Source organism: Alishewanella sp. d11, assembly GCF_049390205.1.
Lineage (GTDB): Bacteria > Pseudomonadota > Gammaproteobacteria > Enterobacterales > Alteromonadaceae > Alishewanella.
On the sequence record NZ_CP186547.1, the window covers coordinates 2794995 to 2811469 of the forward strand.

Annotated in this window: 13 protein-coding genes; 8 read left to right on the forward strand and 5 right to left on the reverse strand. The window is 46.7% G+C overall.

The window, feature by feature from the left end; genetic code table 11:
- The first annotated feature begins 22 nt into the window (after positions 1-22).
- From fadI to ACO1PK_RS12750, 3 genes are all read left to right on the forward strand, one after another.
- The gene (gene fadI, locus ACO1PK_RS12740) at positions 23-1333 is read left to right on the forward strand and encodes an acetyl-CoA C-acyltransferase FadI (protein WP_423185984.1); all 1311 of its coding nucleotides are present in this window, start codon (positions 23-25) and stop codon (positions 1331-1333) included.
- Positions 1333-3471 (forward strand): fatty acid oxidation complex subunit alpha FadJ, encoded by a 2139-nt coding sequence (gene fadJ / locus ACO1PK_RS12745; protein ID WP_423185985.1) that lies wholly within the window; start codon positions 1333-1335, stop codon positions 3469-3471. The genes fadI and fadJ overlap by 1 nt, the downstream gene beginning before the upstream one ends.
- A gap of 156 nt (positions 3472-3627) precedes the next feature.
- A complete protein-coding gene (locus ACO1PK_RS12750) occupies positions 3628-3825 on the forward strand; it encodes a hypothetical protein (protein ID WP_423185986.1) in 198 nt (65 codons plus the stop codon).
- 3 nt (positions 3826-3828) lie between these two features.
- Here ACO1PK_RS12750 and ACO1PK_RS12755 read toward each other — a convergent pair whose 3' ends face one another.
- A complete protein-coding gene (locus tag ACO1PK_RS12755; protein WP_423185987.1) occupies positions 3829-4695 on the reverse strand; it encodes a LysR family transcriptional regulator in 867 nt (288 codons plus the stop codon).
- 129 nt (positions 4696-4824) lie between these two features.
- On the opposite strand from ACO1PK_RS12755, the gene maoP reads away from it, so the two are divergent.
- Complete coding sequence (maoP, locus tag ACO1PK_RS12760; protein ID WP_423185988.1) at positions 4825-5172, forward strand: DUF413 domain-containing protein; 348 nt, start codon at positions 4825-4827, stop codon at positions 5170-5172.
- 36 nt (positions 5173-5208) lie between these two features.
- Here the strand turns inward: maoP and ACO1PK_RS12765 are convergent, their stop codons facing one another.
- Positions 5209-7278 carry a putative bifunctional diguanylate cyclase/phosphodiesterase gene (locus tag ACO1PK_RS12765; protein ID WP_423188219.1) on the reverse strand — a complete coding sequence of 690 codons (2070 nt, stop codon included), beginning with the start codon at positions 7276-7278 and terminating at the stop codon, positions 5209-5211.
- 224 nt (positions 7279-7502) lie between these two features.
- Positions 7503-10277 (reverse strand): insulinase family protein, encoded by a 2775-nt coding sequence (locus ACO1PK_RS12770; protein WP_423185989.1) that lies wholly within the window; start codon positions 10275-10277, stop codon positions 7503-7505.
- A gap of 203 nt (positions 10278-10480) precedes the next feature.
- On the opposite strand from ACO1PK_RS12770, the gene sixA reads away from it, so the two are divergent.
- Positions 10481-10966, forward strand: a complete 486-nt coding sequence (gene sixA / locus ACO1PK_RS12775; RefSeq protein ID WP_423185990.1) for a phosphohistidine phosphatase SixA — start codon at positions 10481-10483, stop codon at positions 10964-10966.
- 8 nt (positions 10967-10974) lie between these two features.
- Here the strand turns inward: sixA and smrB are convergent, their stop codons facing one another.
- Positions 10975-11574, reverse strand: a complete 600-nt coding sequence (gene smrB / locus ACO1PK_RS12780) for an endonuclease SmrB (RefSeq protein WP_423185991.1) — start codon at positions 11572-11574, stop codon at positions 10975-10977.
- A 48-nt stretch (positions 11575-11622) separates the two neighbouring features.
- Between smrB and prmB the strand changes: the two genes are divergently transcribed.
- The 3 genes from prmB (at position 11623) to ACO1PK_RS12795 (ending at position 14955) form a co-directional block, all read left to right on the forward strand.
- Positions 11623-12573, forward strand: a complete 951-nt coding sequence (gene prmB, locus ACO1PK_RS12785) for a 50S ribosomal protein L3 N(5)-glutamine methyltransferase (protein ID WP_423185992.1) — start codon at positions 11623-11625, stop codon at positions 12571-12573.
- Positions 12574-12658: 85 nt separating this feature from the next.
- Entirely contained in the window at positions 12659-13774 is a 1116-nt protein-coding gene (gene aroC, locus ACO1PK_RS12790; RefSeq protein ID WP_423185993.1) for a chorismate synthase, read from the forward strand.
- 11 nt (positions 13775-13785) lie between these two features.
- Positions 13786-14955: an MFS transporter gene (locus ACO1PK_RS12795; RefSeq protein WP_423185994.1), complete on the forward strand. Its 1170-nt coding sequence runs from the start codon at positions 13786-13788 to the stop codon at positions 14953-14955.
- Between the two features lie 57 nt (positions 14956-15012).
- Here ACO1PK_RS12795 and ACO1PK_RS12800 read toward each other — a convergent pair whose 3' ends face one another.
- The gene (locus ACO1PK_RS12800; RefSeq protein ID WP_423185995.1) at positions 15013-16410 is read right to left on the reverse strand and encodes a coniferyl aldehyde dehydrogenase; all 1398 of its coding nucleotides are present in this window, start codon (positions 16408-16410) and stop codon (positions 15013-15015) included.
- Positions 16411-16475 lie beyond the last annotated feature (65 nt).

Below are 16475 nucleotides of genomic sequence, written 5' to 3' on the forward strand. Positions count from 1 at the left end.
AACACAGCTAACGAGGATAATTATGGCCGCGCCAATAAATCTTACTACTCGCCAAGGCGAACGAATTGCTATCGTTGCCGGGTTACGTACCCCTTTTGCTAAGCAAGCCACAGAGTTTCATGGCGTATCAGCCTTAGATTTGGGAAAACTGGTCGTTAATGAATTACTAATCCGCTCTGAACTTGATCCAGCATTAGTTGAGCAAGTGGTGTATGGCCAAGTGGTGCAAATGCCAGAAGCGCCGAATATCGCACGTGAAATTGTGTTAGGTACTGGCATGCGCGTCCATACCGACGCCTACAGCGTTACTCGCGCGTGTGCCACCAGCTTTCAATCGGTAGCCAATATTGCCGAATCCATGATGGCAGGCATGACCCAAATTGGTATTGCAGGGGGGGCCGACTCAAGCTCAGTGTTACCTATTGGGGTCAGTAAAAAACTGGCTCGCGCTTTAGTAGATTTAAATAAAGCCAGAACCTTCGGTCAAAAATTAGCGATTTTCCGTCGTTTGGGGTTAAAAGATTTACTGCCTGTACCACCGGCTGTTGCGGAATACAGCACAGGCTTGTCCATGGGTGACACGGCAGAGCAAATGGCAAAAAGCCATGGCATTACCCGTGCAGCACAAGATGAAATGGCGCACCGCTCGCATACCTTAGCTGCTGCTGCTTGGCAATCTGGCAAGTTAGCTGCCGAGGTCATGACGGCACATGTCGAGCCTTACAGCCGCTTTTTACAAATGGATAATAACGTCCGTCTCGAGTCTAAGCTGGAATCCTACGCCAAATTAAAACCGGTATTTGACCGAGTACACGGCACGGTTACCGCGGCAAATAGCACGCCATTAACAGACGGTGCTTCGGCCGTTTTAATGATGACCGAAGGCCGTGCCAAGGCATTGGGCTATAAGCCATTGGGCTATATCCGCAGCTACGCCTTTGCAGCAATAGATGTGTATGACGACATGTTAATGGGGCCTTCTTATGCCACACCGCTGGCTTTAGATCGGGCTGGTCTAACCTTGGCAGATTTAACCTTGATTGAAATGCATGAAGCCTTCGCGGCGCAAGCGCTGGCCAATATGAAAATGTTTGGTAGCCGCAAGTTTGCGCAAGAAAAGCTAGGTCGCGATCAGGCCATTGGTGAAATCGATATGGCGAAATTCAATGTTAACGGCGGCTCCTTAGCTTATGGTCACCCCTTCGCGGCTACCGGTACCCGTTTAATTGTACAAACCTTAAATGAATTGAACCGCCGTGGTGGTGGTATTGGTTTAACGACCGCTTGTGCGGCCGGTGGCCTTGGCGCTGCCATGATTGTGGAGACTGAATAATGAGCGAATCCTTAGCATCTAGCTTCACCCTCAGTGTACGTGAAGACAAAGTTGCCTTACTAACTATGGATATTCCTGGCGAGAGCATGAATGTGCTTAAAGCCTCTTTTGCCGATGAAATCGAGCAAATTTTAAAGCAACTGGCCAGCGACAGTACGATTAAAGGCGTGGTCTTTATCAGTGGTAAAAAAGATTCTTTTATCGCTGGTGCCGATATCAGTATGCTTGACAGCTGTACCACCGCAGAGCAAGCGGAAACCATCGCCAAGATGGGGCAGCAGATGTTCGATCGTATCGAGCAGTTACGTTTACCGGTCATTGCTGCGATCCACGGTCCTTGTCTAGGCGGCGGTTTAGAGCTGGCCATGGCCTGTCATGCCCGTGTTGCTACCAGTAGTCCCAAAACCGTTTTAGGGTTACCTGAAGTGCAACTGGGTTTGTTACCAGGCAGTGGCGGTACCCAGCGTTTACCTAAGTTAGTGGGCGTGCAAAAAGCTCTAGATATGATTTTAACCGGCAAGCAGCTGCGCGCTGCGCAATCAAAAAAGCTTGGTCTGGTTGATGAAGTTGTACCTGAGAGCATCTTACTTGATGCCGCAGTGAAAAAAGCCTTAGCAGGTAAACCCAAGGCCGCGCCGAAAAAAGTCAGTTTAATAAATAAATTTTTAGAGCAAACGGCACCTGGCCGTAAGCTGGTGTTTAGCCAAGCGACCAAGCAAACTTTGGCGAAAACCCATGGTAATTATCCTGCCGCGTTAAAAATCCTCAATGTTATTCAAACAGGGGTAGAGCAGGGCTATGTCAAAGGTTTAGCCGCCGAAGCCAAAGCCTTTGGTGAGCTTTGCATGAGTAAAGAGTCGGCGGCACTGCGCAGTATTTTCTTTGCCACCACGCAAATGAAAAAAGAATCCGGCGCAGGCGATGCAAAACCACGTAAAGTGCGTAAAGCAGCCGTGCTAGGTGGCGGCTTAATGGGCGGCGGTATTGCCAATGTGACCGCAACCAAGGCTGGGATCCCGGTACGGATTAAAGATATTGCCGAGCAAGGCATCAGTAATGCGTTAAAGTACAGCTATGATCTTTTGAATAAAAAATTCAAAAAACGCTTTATCAGCAAAGCAGAAATGCAGCAACAACTGTTAAGAATCACGGGTACAACCGATTACAGTGGTTTCCATGATGTCGATTTGGTGGTCGAGGCGGTATTTGAAGATCTGGATTTAAAACAACGCATGGTGGCAGATATCGAGCAGCACTGCAGCGAACACACCATTTTTGCCAGTAATACCAGCTCTTTGCCTATTTTTAAAATCGCTGAGAAAGCAAAGCGGCCAGAAAATGTGATTGGTCTGCACTACTTTTCCCCCGTGGATAAAATGCCATTGGTAGAAGTTATTGCGCATGACAAAACCTCGCCTGAAACGATCGCCACTACCGTTGCTTTTGCCCGTAAACAAGGTAAAACGCCGATCGTAGTGAAAGATGGCGCTGGCTTTTATGTTAACCGCATTTTAGCACTGTATATGAATGAAGCGGCCAATATCCTACTTGGCGGTGAGCCGGTAGAGAAAATTGATAAAGCCTTGGTGAAATTTGGCTTTCCAGTAGGGCCTGTTACCTTATTGGATGAAGTGGGTATCGATGTCGGCGCGAAAATTTCACCTATTCTGACCACAGAGTTAGGCGAGCGTTTCGCAGCTCCTGCGGCCTTTGACAAGTTGTTAGCGGATGGCCGTAAAGGCAAGAAAACGGAAAAAGGCTTCTATTTATATGGCAAGGCTGCGAAAAAAGGCAAAAAACAGGTGGATGACTCTGTATATGCCGTTTTAGGCGTTAGCGCCGCGCCAGCATTGAGTGCTGATGAGATTGCCAGCCGTTGTACCGCGCAAATGCTGAACGAAGCCGTACGCTGTTTAGAAGAGGGCATTATTGCCTCGGCGCGTGACGGTGATATCGGAGCCATCTTTGGTATTGGTTTCCCACCCTTCCTAGGCGGGCCTTTCCGTTATATCGATAGTTTAGGTGTGAATAACCTCGTAGCGACCTTACGCCAGCTTGAAGCGCGTTTTGGTAGCCGTTTTACCCCTTGTCCACTGCTGTTAAAAATGGCTGAACAAGGCGAGCGTTTTTATTCCTAAGGGAAACGAGCTTAGTTCTATACTAAAAAGAGCCTGCGGGCTCTTTTTTTATACAGAAACGTGATTAAAAAATAACAGTTAGCCGTCTGGAGTGCTGTTATAATAACGCGTGTTATTGAATCAAAACAGATTGGCTGTGGCAGCGAGGGGGTTGTTGTGTTGGTAGTGCCTGTTGTGTGGTTAATGGTCGTCATTGGGGTATACATAGCTGCACTGCGAAGTGGTATGCGCGCGCTACAATGGGCTCTGGCAGCGCTTGTTACCGGCCCCTTACTGTTACCCTTATTTAATAGCTATAAACGCTTAGCTATCCAACGGGCGCGTGTTAAAAATGCCAGAGTGTTTCGACCCTAAGTCTTAAACACTCCCGCCATCCCGTCCAGCCGTAAATTGCTGCTGTAATAGCTTAACCACATGCTGTATGTCTTGATTGTACTGATTGTCGGTTAAGTAAGCCGCATACAGCGCCTGACAAATCGCTGGTGTTTCGGCCAGACTTAAGCTCCCCTGCTGTAAATAGGGACTGACTAAAGTCTCTGGTAAATACGCGCTTCCCGGTTGTTGTAACAGCCAGTTTAATGCTAAGTGCGCGCTGGCGCTTCGTAGCTTAATGTCTTGTTCACTAAAAAAACGGCTTTGTTGTGTGTCAAAGATATTGCCCCAATCAACATAGCAGTAGGGCGCTGGCGTTGATGCTGCCAAATCATCTGTTGCATTGTGGCTAACTGCCAGCAATTTTACCTCACATAAGTTGACTACACTGATATCATCGGTTTTCGGTGGATCAAAAAGAATTGCTAAATCTAGCTGATGTTCTAAAAGCTGCCGAGTTAATACTTCACGACTCAGGTGTTCGGTGCGCCAACTGAATGCCGATTGCTGTTGTTGTATTTGGATAAAAACCGGTGCCAGCAGTGTTTCCCAAATACTCGTTGGTGCGGCAACGGCCAATTGTTTTGCTTGTTGCGTACTGAGTGCCACATCATGACGCGCGCGCTGTAAAGCACTGAGCATGGTCTGTGCATGCGGTAGTAACCGCTCACCTGCACTGGTCAGTTGGATATTGTTGCGGTACCTAACAAACAGATTAACACCAAGTTGTTGCTCTAATTGACGGATCCTAAAGCTTACCGCGGATTGGGTTAAATACAGGTTTTCAGCTGCTTTACCGAAATGTCGGGTACGCTGTACTTCCAGAAAGGTTTTGAGTAGCTCAGTATCCAAAATTGTTCCTTAATTTTATTTGTCGTAACAATAAAAAATTTTTGTTTTACGACGGGAATTTTGTTAACCATACTCCGCACAGTTTAAACTGGCTAGCTTGATATTCAACGACATGAGAGGAAAAAAGTGATGCAGCAAAGTTTTGTCGCTAATCGTCGCTTTTTCGATGACCGGAATTTCCCACGTGGTTTTACCCGGTCCGGGCGCTTTACTCTGGCAGAAGGCAATTTGCTGGAGAAACATGGTTTAGCAATGCAACAACTTGAGCAAGGCTTAAGAGAGCCGGTAAATGAGGAAGAGCAGCGCTTTGTGCTGGTTTGCCGCGGTGAATCTGAAGCCAGCACAGTGTTTGAAAAGACCTGGTTAAAGTATAAACAGCGCTTGGCAGAAAAGCGTAAGTTCCATACGGTGTTTGGCAAAAAGCGCATTGCCGATGGTTCTGACGATTTTTCTTACGTCGAAACCGACACAGAATAAAAAAAGCCCCTCGGGGCTTTTTTTATGGCTAAGTGTTTAGACTGAGACTAAGACTTGGCGCTGTTTTTTCTGCGCGATTAAGAAAGCGCTGAAATCCTCTGCTGATAGTGGTTTACTGTAATAGTAGCCTTGGATAATTTCACAGCGCAATTTGCGAAGTTGCTCAAGCTGCTCATGGGTTTCAACACCTTCTGCCACGACACTGAGGCTTAAGTTGTGCGCAATGGTCACAATGGTATCCACCATATTGCGACCACGGGCACTGCTCATATCATCAATAAAGGCTTTATCAATTTTCAGAGTATTTAAGGGAAATTGTTTCAAATAAGCTAAAGATGAATAACCTGTACCAAAATCATCCATCGCTAAATGAATACCGCGAGCTCGCAGTTTTTTCATGGTATCAATCGCCAGTTTCGGCGACTCCATAACGGTGCCTTCGGTAATTTCTAATTCCAAATGGTAAGACGCCAAATTGGTTTGTTGCAGAATATCGTCAATTTGATCACAGAGAAAAGGCAGCATAAATTGCTTGGCAGATAAGTTTACTGCAACTCGACCATTAAATAGCCCTTGGTCAAGCCAACGTTTCACGTCCAAACAGGCTTTGCGTAATACCACAGTACCGATATCAACAATTTGCCCCGTTTCTTCTGCAACAGGAATAAAACTGCCTGGGCTGATTAACCCTCCTTTAGGGGTAATAAAACGCACCAAGGCTTCCATCCCGACCACTTTGCCGGTCAGTAAGTCCATTTTAGGTTGATAAAAAACCGTGAAATAATCTTCTTTTAAGCCATGTCGAATCAAGTTTTCAATTTGCAGTCGTTTCACCGCTTGTTTGTTCATGGTGTCGTTAAAAAATAAATAACGATTTGCACCCGCATGTTTAGCGTGATACATGGCGGTATCGGCATTTCGCAGTAGTGCTTGGGGATCTTTGCCATCTTCTGGAAACAGCACTATGCCAATACTACTGGTCACCACTAATTCATGCTGTTCCACCGCAAAAGGCTTGTTGATTTGTGTCATCAATAACTTGGCGACAGTCGTGATGGCATGGATATCGTTGGTGTTATCGAGCAGGATCGCAAATTCATCGCCGCCCAACCGGTATAATTTTTGGCGAAATACTTTGTTGTTATGTAAGCGCTCGGCCAGTTTACATAACAAGGTATCACCGAGTTCATGCCCAAGTGAGTCGTTAATTTTCTTAAAGTTATCTAAATCAAAAACTAACAAAGCATGCGCTGTGTTATGGGTGACCAAGCTACCTAGCTTGGTCATAAAGACGGCTCTGTTTGGTAAGCCGGTTAAGGTATCACTATTGGCTAAACGGCTCAGCTCGGCTTCTCTGCGTTTGCGCTCTGAAATATCAGAAAACACCGCAACATACTGCGTGATTAAACCTTGCTCATCTTTAATCACATCAAAGGTCAGCTCGGCTTGGTAATACTCACCATTGCTCTTCAGTTCGCGAACTTCACCACTCCAGCAGCTTTGTTTGACTAAGGTTTTTTCAATATCTTGCAAAAAACGCGCAGGGTAGAGGGTTAAATTGAAGCGACTTTGTAAGACTTCATCTCGATTTTTACCCGTAAGCTGGCTGTAAGCGGGATTCACTTCAATGATGGTAAACTTAGTATCACAAATCACCACGGCATCGGAGATATTCTCTAAGCAACGGGAAAACAGTTGCATACGCGCTTCTGCTTGCTTGAGTTGGCTGATGTTTTTTAAGGTACCCGTCATGCGGCGTGCTTTGCCGGCATCATTGTAAGCAACCACCTTACCACGGTCTAGCACCCACAGGTAATGGCCTTGTGCTGTTAACAGCCGATAATTCGCTTCAAAAAAAGGACTATTACCAGCTAGGTGTTGCGAGAGGGCATTAGCAACCCGTTCTAAATCTTGAGGATGAATCAGTTCTCTGTTCGGCGGGAAATCATTAACTTTCGCTTCAACCTTGCCTTGTTCAAGCCAACTACTAGAGCGATACACTTCGCCCGTTTCCAGATCCCAATCCCACAGTTCATCGCCGCTACCCCAAATGGATAAGCGTAAACGTTCTTCACTTTTTGCTAAGGCACTATGGTATTTGCGCATGCGCACCAGCGAAATCTGGGCAAATATTAGCGCAGCAATAGTTAGCCCCATTACGCTGTAAAACGAATAGGATTGCAAACTTTCCCAAGATAACACTGCTGCAGCAAGTGGCCACGAAAAAATAGCCAGTGTTAACAGGCTAAAAAATAGAATTATTTTATTACGCACTTTATTATTTTTATGTACTACAAGTTAGCTTAACTTATCTAAGATTGGCAGCGCTGTCAAAAGCAATTTTCATTTATGGGGAAATGACTCAAAAATTCATTTTTCTGCATTGTTTTTACGTAACTTTGCATTGGTGCGGCATCCGTTGCCAAGAACAATACGTCATAATCGGGTGCTAACAGTTTTTCCAGAAATGCAATAAAGTCTGCTTTTGCTAACTTTTGTAAGGCCTGCTGGATACGATACGTTAAATCAAACTGGTAATCGCCTTGCCCCAAGGCTAACCAAAGACGTTTCGCTCTGGCATTTAAACTGGTATCACGTTCAGCGAGTTGCGCCAATAAGCCTTGTTTATAGGTAGTAAAGTCGTCATGGTTAAGTTGCTTAATCTGTTGCAGCAAATCCCGAAAAAACACTAAGGTGGCTTGATACAGCTCAGCCGCAGGGTAGTTGGGTGATTGAATGTAAAAAGCGAGGCCAGGTAAGGTATTAATCGGCACATAGCCAGTCCCTACTAAATACCCCATTTGTTGCTCAGTTCTGAGCTGATGAAAATAGCGAGGCGACATCACATGGTTAGCCAACATAAAGCAGGCCATTTGGGTCGGGCTTTTTTCTTCTGCTGGCAGATAAATCACCAAGGCGTGATCGCTTGTTTCATCCTTGCCAGTTTCCAGCCAGACTGGACCTAGTTTAGCCATAGTATGTTGATGCAAGGGGAGGGCTGTACCGCAACTGAGCGGTTGTTGCCAAGTTCTGGCCAGTTCCGTTAATTCATCTGCTGCTGCGCTAGTCCAATTACCAATCAATAAGGCTTCTAAATGCTGTTGCTGTAACAGAGGTTGTTGAAATTGGAGAAAGTCTTCAAAGCTAAGCTGTTGCAAAGTACTGTGTAGCAGTTCCAGCTCGGGATTGTGCGGTTGTAATAAGGCAGATAACTGACTAAAGAGTTTAGCGACAGGTTTATTTTTACTGCTATTTTGCCAATGGCGACAAAGCTGATGTTTTAGCTCAAGAAAGCGTTGTTCACTAAAATGCGGGTTAGGTAACTGCGCTAAAATGTCTGCGAGTAATTGCAGTTGATTGGCGGTTAGCCCCGAGGTCTGAATGCTGATCCCTTGCCGATGCACATGAATATAGTAATTTAAGCCTGCAGTTGTTGCAGCATACAATTGTTGATTAAAACGATCTTGCACTAATTCTACCCATAACCGACAAGCGGCCAGTTGAACTAATGTCTTACAACTATTAGGTAAGGTCAGCTGTAAAAAGATCTGCCCTTTGGGCGTGTTAAAATCGGTATCTGCTTTGTGCCAAATGCTCAGCGATCTTTCATGCACCCGTTGCTCTGGTACAGGCATATGCGCAGTAGGTGCTAAGACACTTAGTTCTGCTTTTAAATAACGATTAGCCGGAGGCAACCTTAGCGCGGTTTTTTGCGGCGTGGCAGTAAGCTCTGCTAACCAGCTTTTGGGTAAAGTAGCCAAGCTATAAGGCGTATTATACCAAGCTGCTACACGATCGGTGGGGACATCGTCTGCAATCAGCATTAACCGCATATTATCACTGCGTAAATAGCTTAGCAGGTGCTGATAAAGCCCTGCGGGTGGCAGCTCCATCCGATAATCACCAAAAATGATATCAGCCACGGGATAATGTTGCATGTTTAACGATAAATCCATAGCCGTTTGCAAAGCGGTGCTGGGTTCATAAAACTGAAATGACCAATTTAGTAAGCGCTGCCGCTCTAAAAAGAGTTCGGTTGGAAAAGGCGACTCTACTAATAACCGTATGTGGCTAAACAGGGCGGTAACAATATCTTTATAATGCGCTTTCCCCGAGGCCGTTAGCTCAAACGCGATGGTAAAGTCTTTGTAGTTACTGCCATCAATACCTCCTCCGGCACTGAGTTGATTAACCAGCTCGCGATTCTTTAAATAAGCGAGCAATGAATGATCGCCTTCATCGCCAAGCAAATGCGCGATAAAACTCACCAATTTATAAGGATACCAAGGATGAATATCGGGCATCGCAAAACTAACCACTAAGCGATTGCTACTTTTATGCGGCTTGATATTCAGTTGAATACCCTGTTGCTCGGGTAAGTAGAGCGGGACTTGCAATGCACTCTTAGCGGGTAAATGCTGGGGTAAACCAGCAAATAACCTACTAGCCAGTTTTGCTAACTCTGCCAAAGGCTGATTGCCAACTAAACACAATGTCATTCGGCTTGCGCTATACTGCTCTTGATAAAAACGGCAGACCGACTGTTGCAGCGATTCATGGGGTAAATCTGCCAAGGTGGTGGCATTTCCAACTGAAAATTTTGCGAAAGGATGCGCAGGGTTAATACTTTCTTTATGCACCTGATAGATGCGTCTGCTGTCATCTTTCAGTTTCATCGCAAATTCAGCTTCTATCGTTTGCCGCTCTTTTTCAACATAATCAGCATGAAACAATGGTGCACTAAACATATCGGCAAAGCGGGCTAAACCGTTGCTAAAATGGTGATGCTCGATATCAAAATAAAAATGGCTATGTTCCGAGCCCGTCCACGCATTATGGTTACCGCCATGCTCACTGATAAACTGCTGAAAATCACCGGCGTTCGGATACTTGGCCGATCCTAAGAACAGCATATGTTCCAAAAAATGGGCGAGACCTTCTCGCTCAGCAGGATCATCAAAATGACCAACATTTACGGTCAGGGCGGCAGCACTTTTTTCACTATCTGCCTGATGAACTAACAGTACAGCCAAACCGTTAGCCAATACCAGGTGTTGGTAGTGCTTGGGATCATTAGGGCTTTGAATGGGTATAGCGTGTTGCAAGGCTGTTCCTTAAAGTAAGTGGATACCATCAACGTGCATGTTCATAGCAATAAGGAATAACCAGACGCTATCTTATGCTTTAATAGCAGTTACACTGACATCAGACTTTCTTTATCATAGCGCACTATTTTCAGCTGTCGCATGCTTATTTTTTATAAACTGCAGACAGCATAGGACAAAGATTGCAGTATGGTAACCTTTTTATGATAAATCTCGTCATCATGCGACATGGCGAAGCACAAGTGCAGGCGGCAACCGATAATTTGCGCGCGCTAACAGAAAATGGACGCCATGAGGTGCAACAAATGGCACTTTGGTTAGCCAACACTTATCCTGCTTTTGATTATGTTTGGGTAAGCCCTTATCTGCGTACGCGAGAGACCGCAGCCTTAATGCTGGAAGCTCAACAGCATGCCGCCATATTAGAGGTGTTACCAGAGTTAGTCCCTGAAGCTCCCGCAGCGCTAGTGCAACAGCGCTTAGATCTGTTGCTGGCAGCAGAGCCCGACGCCAGAGTGCTAATGGTTTCGCATATGCCTTTAGTCAGCTTTTTGGTCGCGGCGTTCACCTTACCCGATCAGGCGCCGGTGTTTAGCACTGCGGCTGTGTGCTGCATTTCCTACGATACGGCATTAGGGGGCAAGTTACTGGAGCGTAACTCGCCGTTAGAACTGAGCATGTTCAAATAAGCTGCAGGTTAACGCTGTGGCAAATCCCGAAATTGCTGCTCGGTGCTCTGATTAATTTTCAGCAAGAGTAACAAGGCACCGTGTTTGCCCCAACTGCGCGGTGCGGTATGAAAAGCACGGACGTTGGGGTGTTGAATTAACCAGTTGGGTACTTTCCGTGCCAAGATCCCAAGACCTTTACCATGCACAACACAGGCACAATTTAATTGTTGCTGCTCGCAGTAAGCTAATAACCCCGCCAGTTCGGTTTTCGCCTCCTGTACCGTCATACCATGTAAGTCGAGAACGACTTGTGGTGACAACTCGCCCCGACGCAAGCGCCCAGCTAAATGCGGATCATCACCTTGCTGTACATAAGATAAAGTCCCTTGAGTCTCAGCAAATACCTCGAACTCATCGGAAAAAAAGAACAGCTTTTCAGCAGTTGGGCTATTCGTGGCGGTAGCGGCACGTTTTTGCTTGCTGCGTGTTACAACTGGCGCTATCTTGTCTTGCTCAAGTGGGCGGGTTCCAGCAACAAAGTCTCGAAACAAGGCCAGATCGTCTTGTTCAGCACCTGAGGTCGCAGTTTTTGCTACTGGCCGGGCAGGGGATGGCTTTTTCTGCATGCGCTAACGTCTTATCACATTTATCTAAATTCTGGAGTGCAGCATACCATGTCTGAGCAGTCGCTATCACCTTTTGATCCCGAACAATTGCAGCATAGCCTAACCGATTTAGTCACAGTACATGATTGGTTGCGTTGGGCGGTAAGCCGTTTGCATCAAGCTAGCGTGTATTTTGGCCATGGCACCGATAATGCGTGGGATGAAGCAGCGGTCTTGTTGGCCCATGTGTTATTTTTACCGCCGCTGACCGATGATAAGTTATTAACGGCCAAGTTGGATCGTCATGAGCGAGCGGCTTTTGTGGCCTTATTACAGCAGCGCATAGAACAGCGCATTCCCGCCGCTTATCTCACCCAGCAGGCGTATTTCTGTAATTTACCTTTCTATGTTGACGAGCGTGTGCTGATCCCTCGTTCGCCCATTGCCGAGCTGATTAATGAAAAATTTGTGGACTTATTGCCCGCAGGTGTTGCACCGCAGCATATTTTAGATTTGTGTACCGGCTCAGGCTGTATTGCTATTGCCTGTGCTTATGCCTTTCCGGAAGCGCAAGTGGACGCAGTAGATATCAGTGAAGATGCCCTTGCGGTAGCTGATCTTAATATCAACGAGCATCATTTGCTTGATCGCGTTTTTCCAGTGTTGTCGGATGGCTTTAGTGCCCTTACCGGTCAGCAATATGATTTGATTGTGACCAATCCGCCTTATGTCGATGCCGAAGATATGGACGATCTACCTGAAGAGTATCGCCATGAACCGGAATTAGGTTTAGCCTCGGGACACGACGGTTTGGCGTTAACTCGGCAAATTTTACGAGATGCCGCGGCACATCTAACCGATAATGGTATTTTAGTTTGTGAAGTCGGCAATAGTATGGTTGAATTGCAGTATAGATATCCAGACGTCCCATTTCGCTGGTTGGAGTTTAAAGCTGGCGGTTTAGGCGTATTTGCCTTAACCAAACAGGAGCTGCTTGAGCATCAACATCGGTTTGCCTAAGGCAATACCGCACTGCCACACTCGAGAAGGTCAAACGTAAGCGATGCAACAGGGTTTTCAGTAAATAGACGATAGGTAAAAAGCAATGGCAGGTAATAGCATAGGGCAACTGTTTAAAGTCACCACCTTTGGCGAAAGCCACGGCCCAGCAATCGGGGGGATTATTGATGGCTGCCCGCCAGGTATGGCGTTAACCAGTGCCGACTTGCAGCAAGATTTAGATCGCCGCAAACCTGGTACTTCGCGCTATACCACCGCCCGGCGTGAAGAAGACGAAGTGAGAATTTTGTCTGGTGTATTTAACGACATTACCACCGGTGCCAGCATAGGCTTAGTTATTGAAAATACCGATCAGCGTTCACAAGATTATTCTGCTATTCAGTCGCAATTTCGCCCTGGTCATGCCGACTATACCTATTGGCATAAGTTTGGTTTGCGTGATTATCGCGGTGGTGGCCGCTCTTCCGCTCGCGAAACTGCCGTGAGAGTGGCGGCAGGTGCCATAGCCAAAAAATATTTGAAGGAACACTGCGGTATTGAAATTCGGGGTTATTTAGCCCAGTTAGGGCCAATTAAAGCCGAGCAACTGCAATGGGAGCAAGTAGAAACTAATCCGTTCTTTTTCCCCGATCCAACTAAGCTTGAAGCCTTAGATGAGTATATGCGGCAACTAAAAAAAGCCGGTGATTCCGTTGGCGCGCGGGTCAATGTGGTGGCTACCGGTATGCCAGTTGGCTTAGGTGAGCCGGTTTTCGATCGGTTAGATGCTGATGTCGCGCATGCGATGATGAGCATTAATGCGGTGAAGGCTGTCGAAATAGGCGATGGCTTTGCGGTGGTCGAGCAGTTAGGTTCTACCGGACGCGATGAGCTGACGCCCACTGGTTTTAGTGCCAATCATGCTGGCGGCACTTTAGGGGGCATCTCCAGTGGCCAAGATTTGTTGGTGAGTATGGCATTAAAACCGACCTCCAGTATTAGTATTCCAGGTAAAAGTATTAATACTGCTGGCGAAGTGGTCGATATAGTTACCAAAGGTCGGCATGATCCTTGTGTCGGTATTCGAGCAGTGCCGGTGGCCGAAGCCATGCTAGCCATAGTGTTACTGGATCATTTATTACGGCATCGCGCGCAAAATGCCCACGTACAAGTTAGTACTCCGGATATTGCGGCGATCGCTCGGCAACAACTGCAACGCTAACGAGAACACTTTTGCTAACACTTTCTGCTAAGCCAGCCCTGTCGCTGGCTTATTTTGCTTATTTTGGTGTCTTAGGCCTGTTTGTGCCTTACTTCGGCTTATTTTTAGATGGGCGGGGTTTTGATTCGGCGCAAATCGGCCTGTTATTAGCACTGGTTACTGCCACCCGTATTGTTGGTCCCGCACTTTGGGGCATTCTGTCCGATCACACCGGCAAACCGTTACGCATTATGCGCTTGGGGGCAATCATTGCCATTTTGGCGTGGTTAAGCAGTTTTATTGATGCGGGGTTTTGGCCTTTAGTATTTGGTTTTGCGGTGTTTAGTTTTTTTTGGACCGCTATTTTGCCACAGCTGGAAGTCTGTACTTTTCATGCACTAAACGATGATGCGGGCGTTTACAGTAAAATTCGTACCTTTGGCAGTGTTGGCTATATCATCCTGGTGTTATTGGGGGGATGGCTATTTCAACAGCTCGGTAGTGAGTTTATGCCGGCGACCGCGACCTTATTTTTACTCCTGTTGTTATTTAGCTTATTTAACTTACCTGCCATGCCAGTGGTATCGGTGCAACAGACACCCAAAATGCCGTTTGCCAAGCTTTATGCCAGTAAAGCGCTGTGGCTTTTTATGGGGGCTGCTTTTTTACTGCAAATGAGTTTTGCGCCTTTTTATGGCTTTTTTACGCTTTATACCCGTGATTTAGGCTATAGCGGTACCGTAAGTGGGCTCTTTATTGGCATTGCCATTATGGCCGAGATTATCGCTTTTTATTATGCGGGTGCCATTTTGCGCCGATACCGCTTTCGAACCTTGTTGGCCATTTGTTATGGTTTAACCGCAGTTCGTTGGTTAATGGTGGCGTATTTAGCGCATTCGCCATTGGCACTTGGCGTGAGTATGCTATTTCATGCAGGCAGCTTTGCTATTGCCCACAGCTGTGCCATGCAATTTATTCAACAGTTTTTCCCCAAAAACCAGCGCGGCCGGGGCCAAGCATTCTATGCTGGCATCATTTATGGCGGCGGTGGTGCACTAGGCGCTTATATTTGTGGGCTCAGCTGGCAAAACGGGGCAGGGGCCAGTGATACTTTTGTGTTGGCGGCAATTGCGGCTGCCTTAGCGATGCTGCTGGCTGCCAGTTTACCGCGGCATATGCCGCGGGCTGATCATACAGCGTAGAAAATGTTGTTACCGTTTAGCGGGTAAGACCTCGTACTTTTAGTGCGAGGATGGATTTTAGCGGCTTAACCACTTTAATAAGGCTTTGAATAACGGCCGATCAAAAGGTGGATAGATAAAACGGCTGCTACTAAAGCGGCCTTTTTGATGGATCGCTTTTAAATGAGAAAAGCGTTTAAAGCCCTCAGGGCCATGGTAATGCCCCAAGCCTGATGGGCCAACCCCGCCAAAAGGTAAATCTTCTTGCGCGACATGGAGCAGCGTATCGTTGATACAGACCCCACCTGCTTGGATCTGTGTTAGTACCTTTTCCATCAGGGGTTTATCATCACTCATCAGATAGAAAGCCAGTGGTTTTGGGCGTTGCCGAATATAGGTAATGGCCTGCTCCACACTGTCATAAGCAATAATGGGCAACACTGGACCAAAGATTTCCTCTTGCAACAACTGACAGTCTGCTGGCGCATTTAATACCAGTATCAGCGGTAAGCGCCGTGTGGTTGCGGTATTTTCGTCAACTGGCGCACAACGAACTAGCTGCGCTCCAGATAGTTCAACCTCATGTAGTAAACGTTGCAAACGCTGATATTGCCGATCGTTAATCACAGCGCTGTAATCGCTATTGTCAGCAAAATTGGGGTAAAACCGTTTAAAATCTGCCTGTAATTGGGCGACTAAGGCGTCTTGCATGGCGCGAGGCACTAATACATAGTCAGGTGCAACGCAGGTTTGGCCGGCATTGGCGGTTTTACCAAAGAGTAAGCGTTCGCTAATGCGTGCTAGGTTGGCATCAGGTGCAATCAAGACTGGGCTTTTTCCACCAAGCTCTAAGGTTACCGGAGTCAGGTTTAGCGCTGCGGCTTGCATCACTTTATAACCAACCGCGGTTGAGCCGGTAAACAGTAAATGATCAAATGGTAAAGCGGCGAACTCAGCGGCAACCCCAGCATCCCCTTCAATAATACTGACACAATCGCCAAGCGCGGCCTGGCATAATGGTATTAATACTCGATTGGTTGCCGGCGTAAACTCGGATAACTTCAACATAACCTGATTGCCTGCGGCAATGGCTGCCATCAACGGGCTTATTGCTAAAAAGATCGGGTAATTCCAAGGCACAATAATGCCTACCACCCCGAGAGGTTGCGCCAGTACGCGGTTACTCGCAGGAGCAAAAGTATAATGAACTTTACGCTTTTCTGGTTTTAGCCATTGCTTTAGGTGGGCCAATTGGTAACTTAGGCCTTGTAAACAAGGTGAGATTTCCAATAAGCGCGTTTCGTCATGGCTGCGCTGACCAAAGTCAGCGGCAACGGCCTGACATAGGGCGTCGCTATGGGTTTTTAGCGCAGCACTTAGTTGCAGTAAACGACGGCGGCGCGTCTGCAGATCGGGGTAAGGCTCAGCAAAAAACGCCTGTTGGTGCTGCTGAAACTGGTTAGCAATGAAAGACATACTTATTAGCTTCTCAGAAAAAATAGTCTCTAATGTAGAGCAGCAAGCAAGCGCTTGCAAGCGAT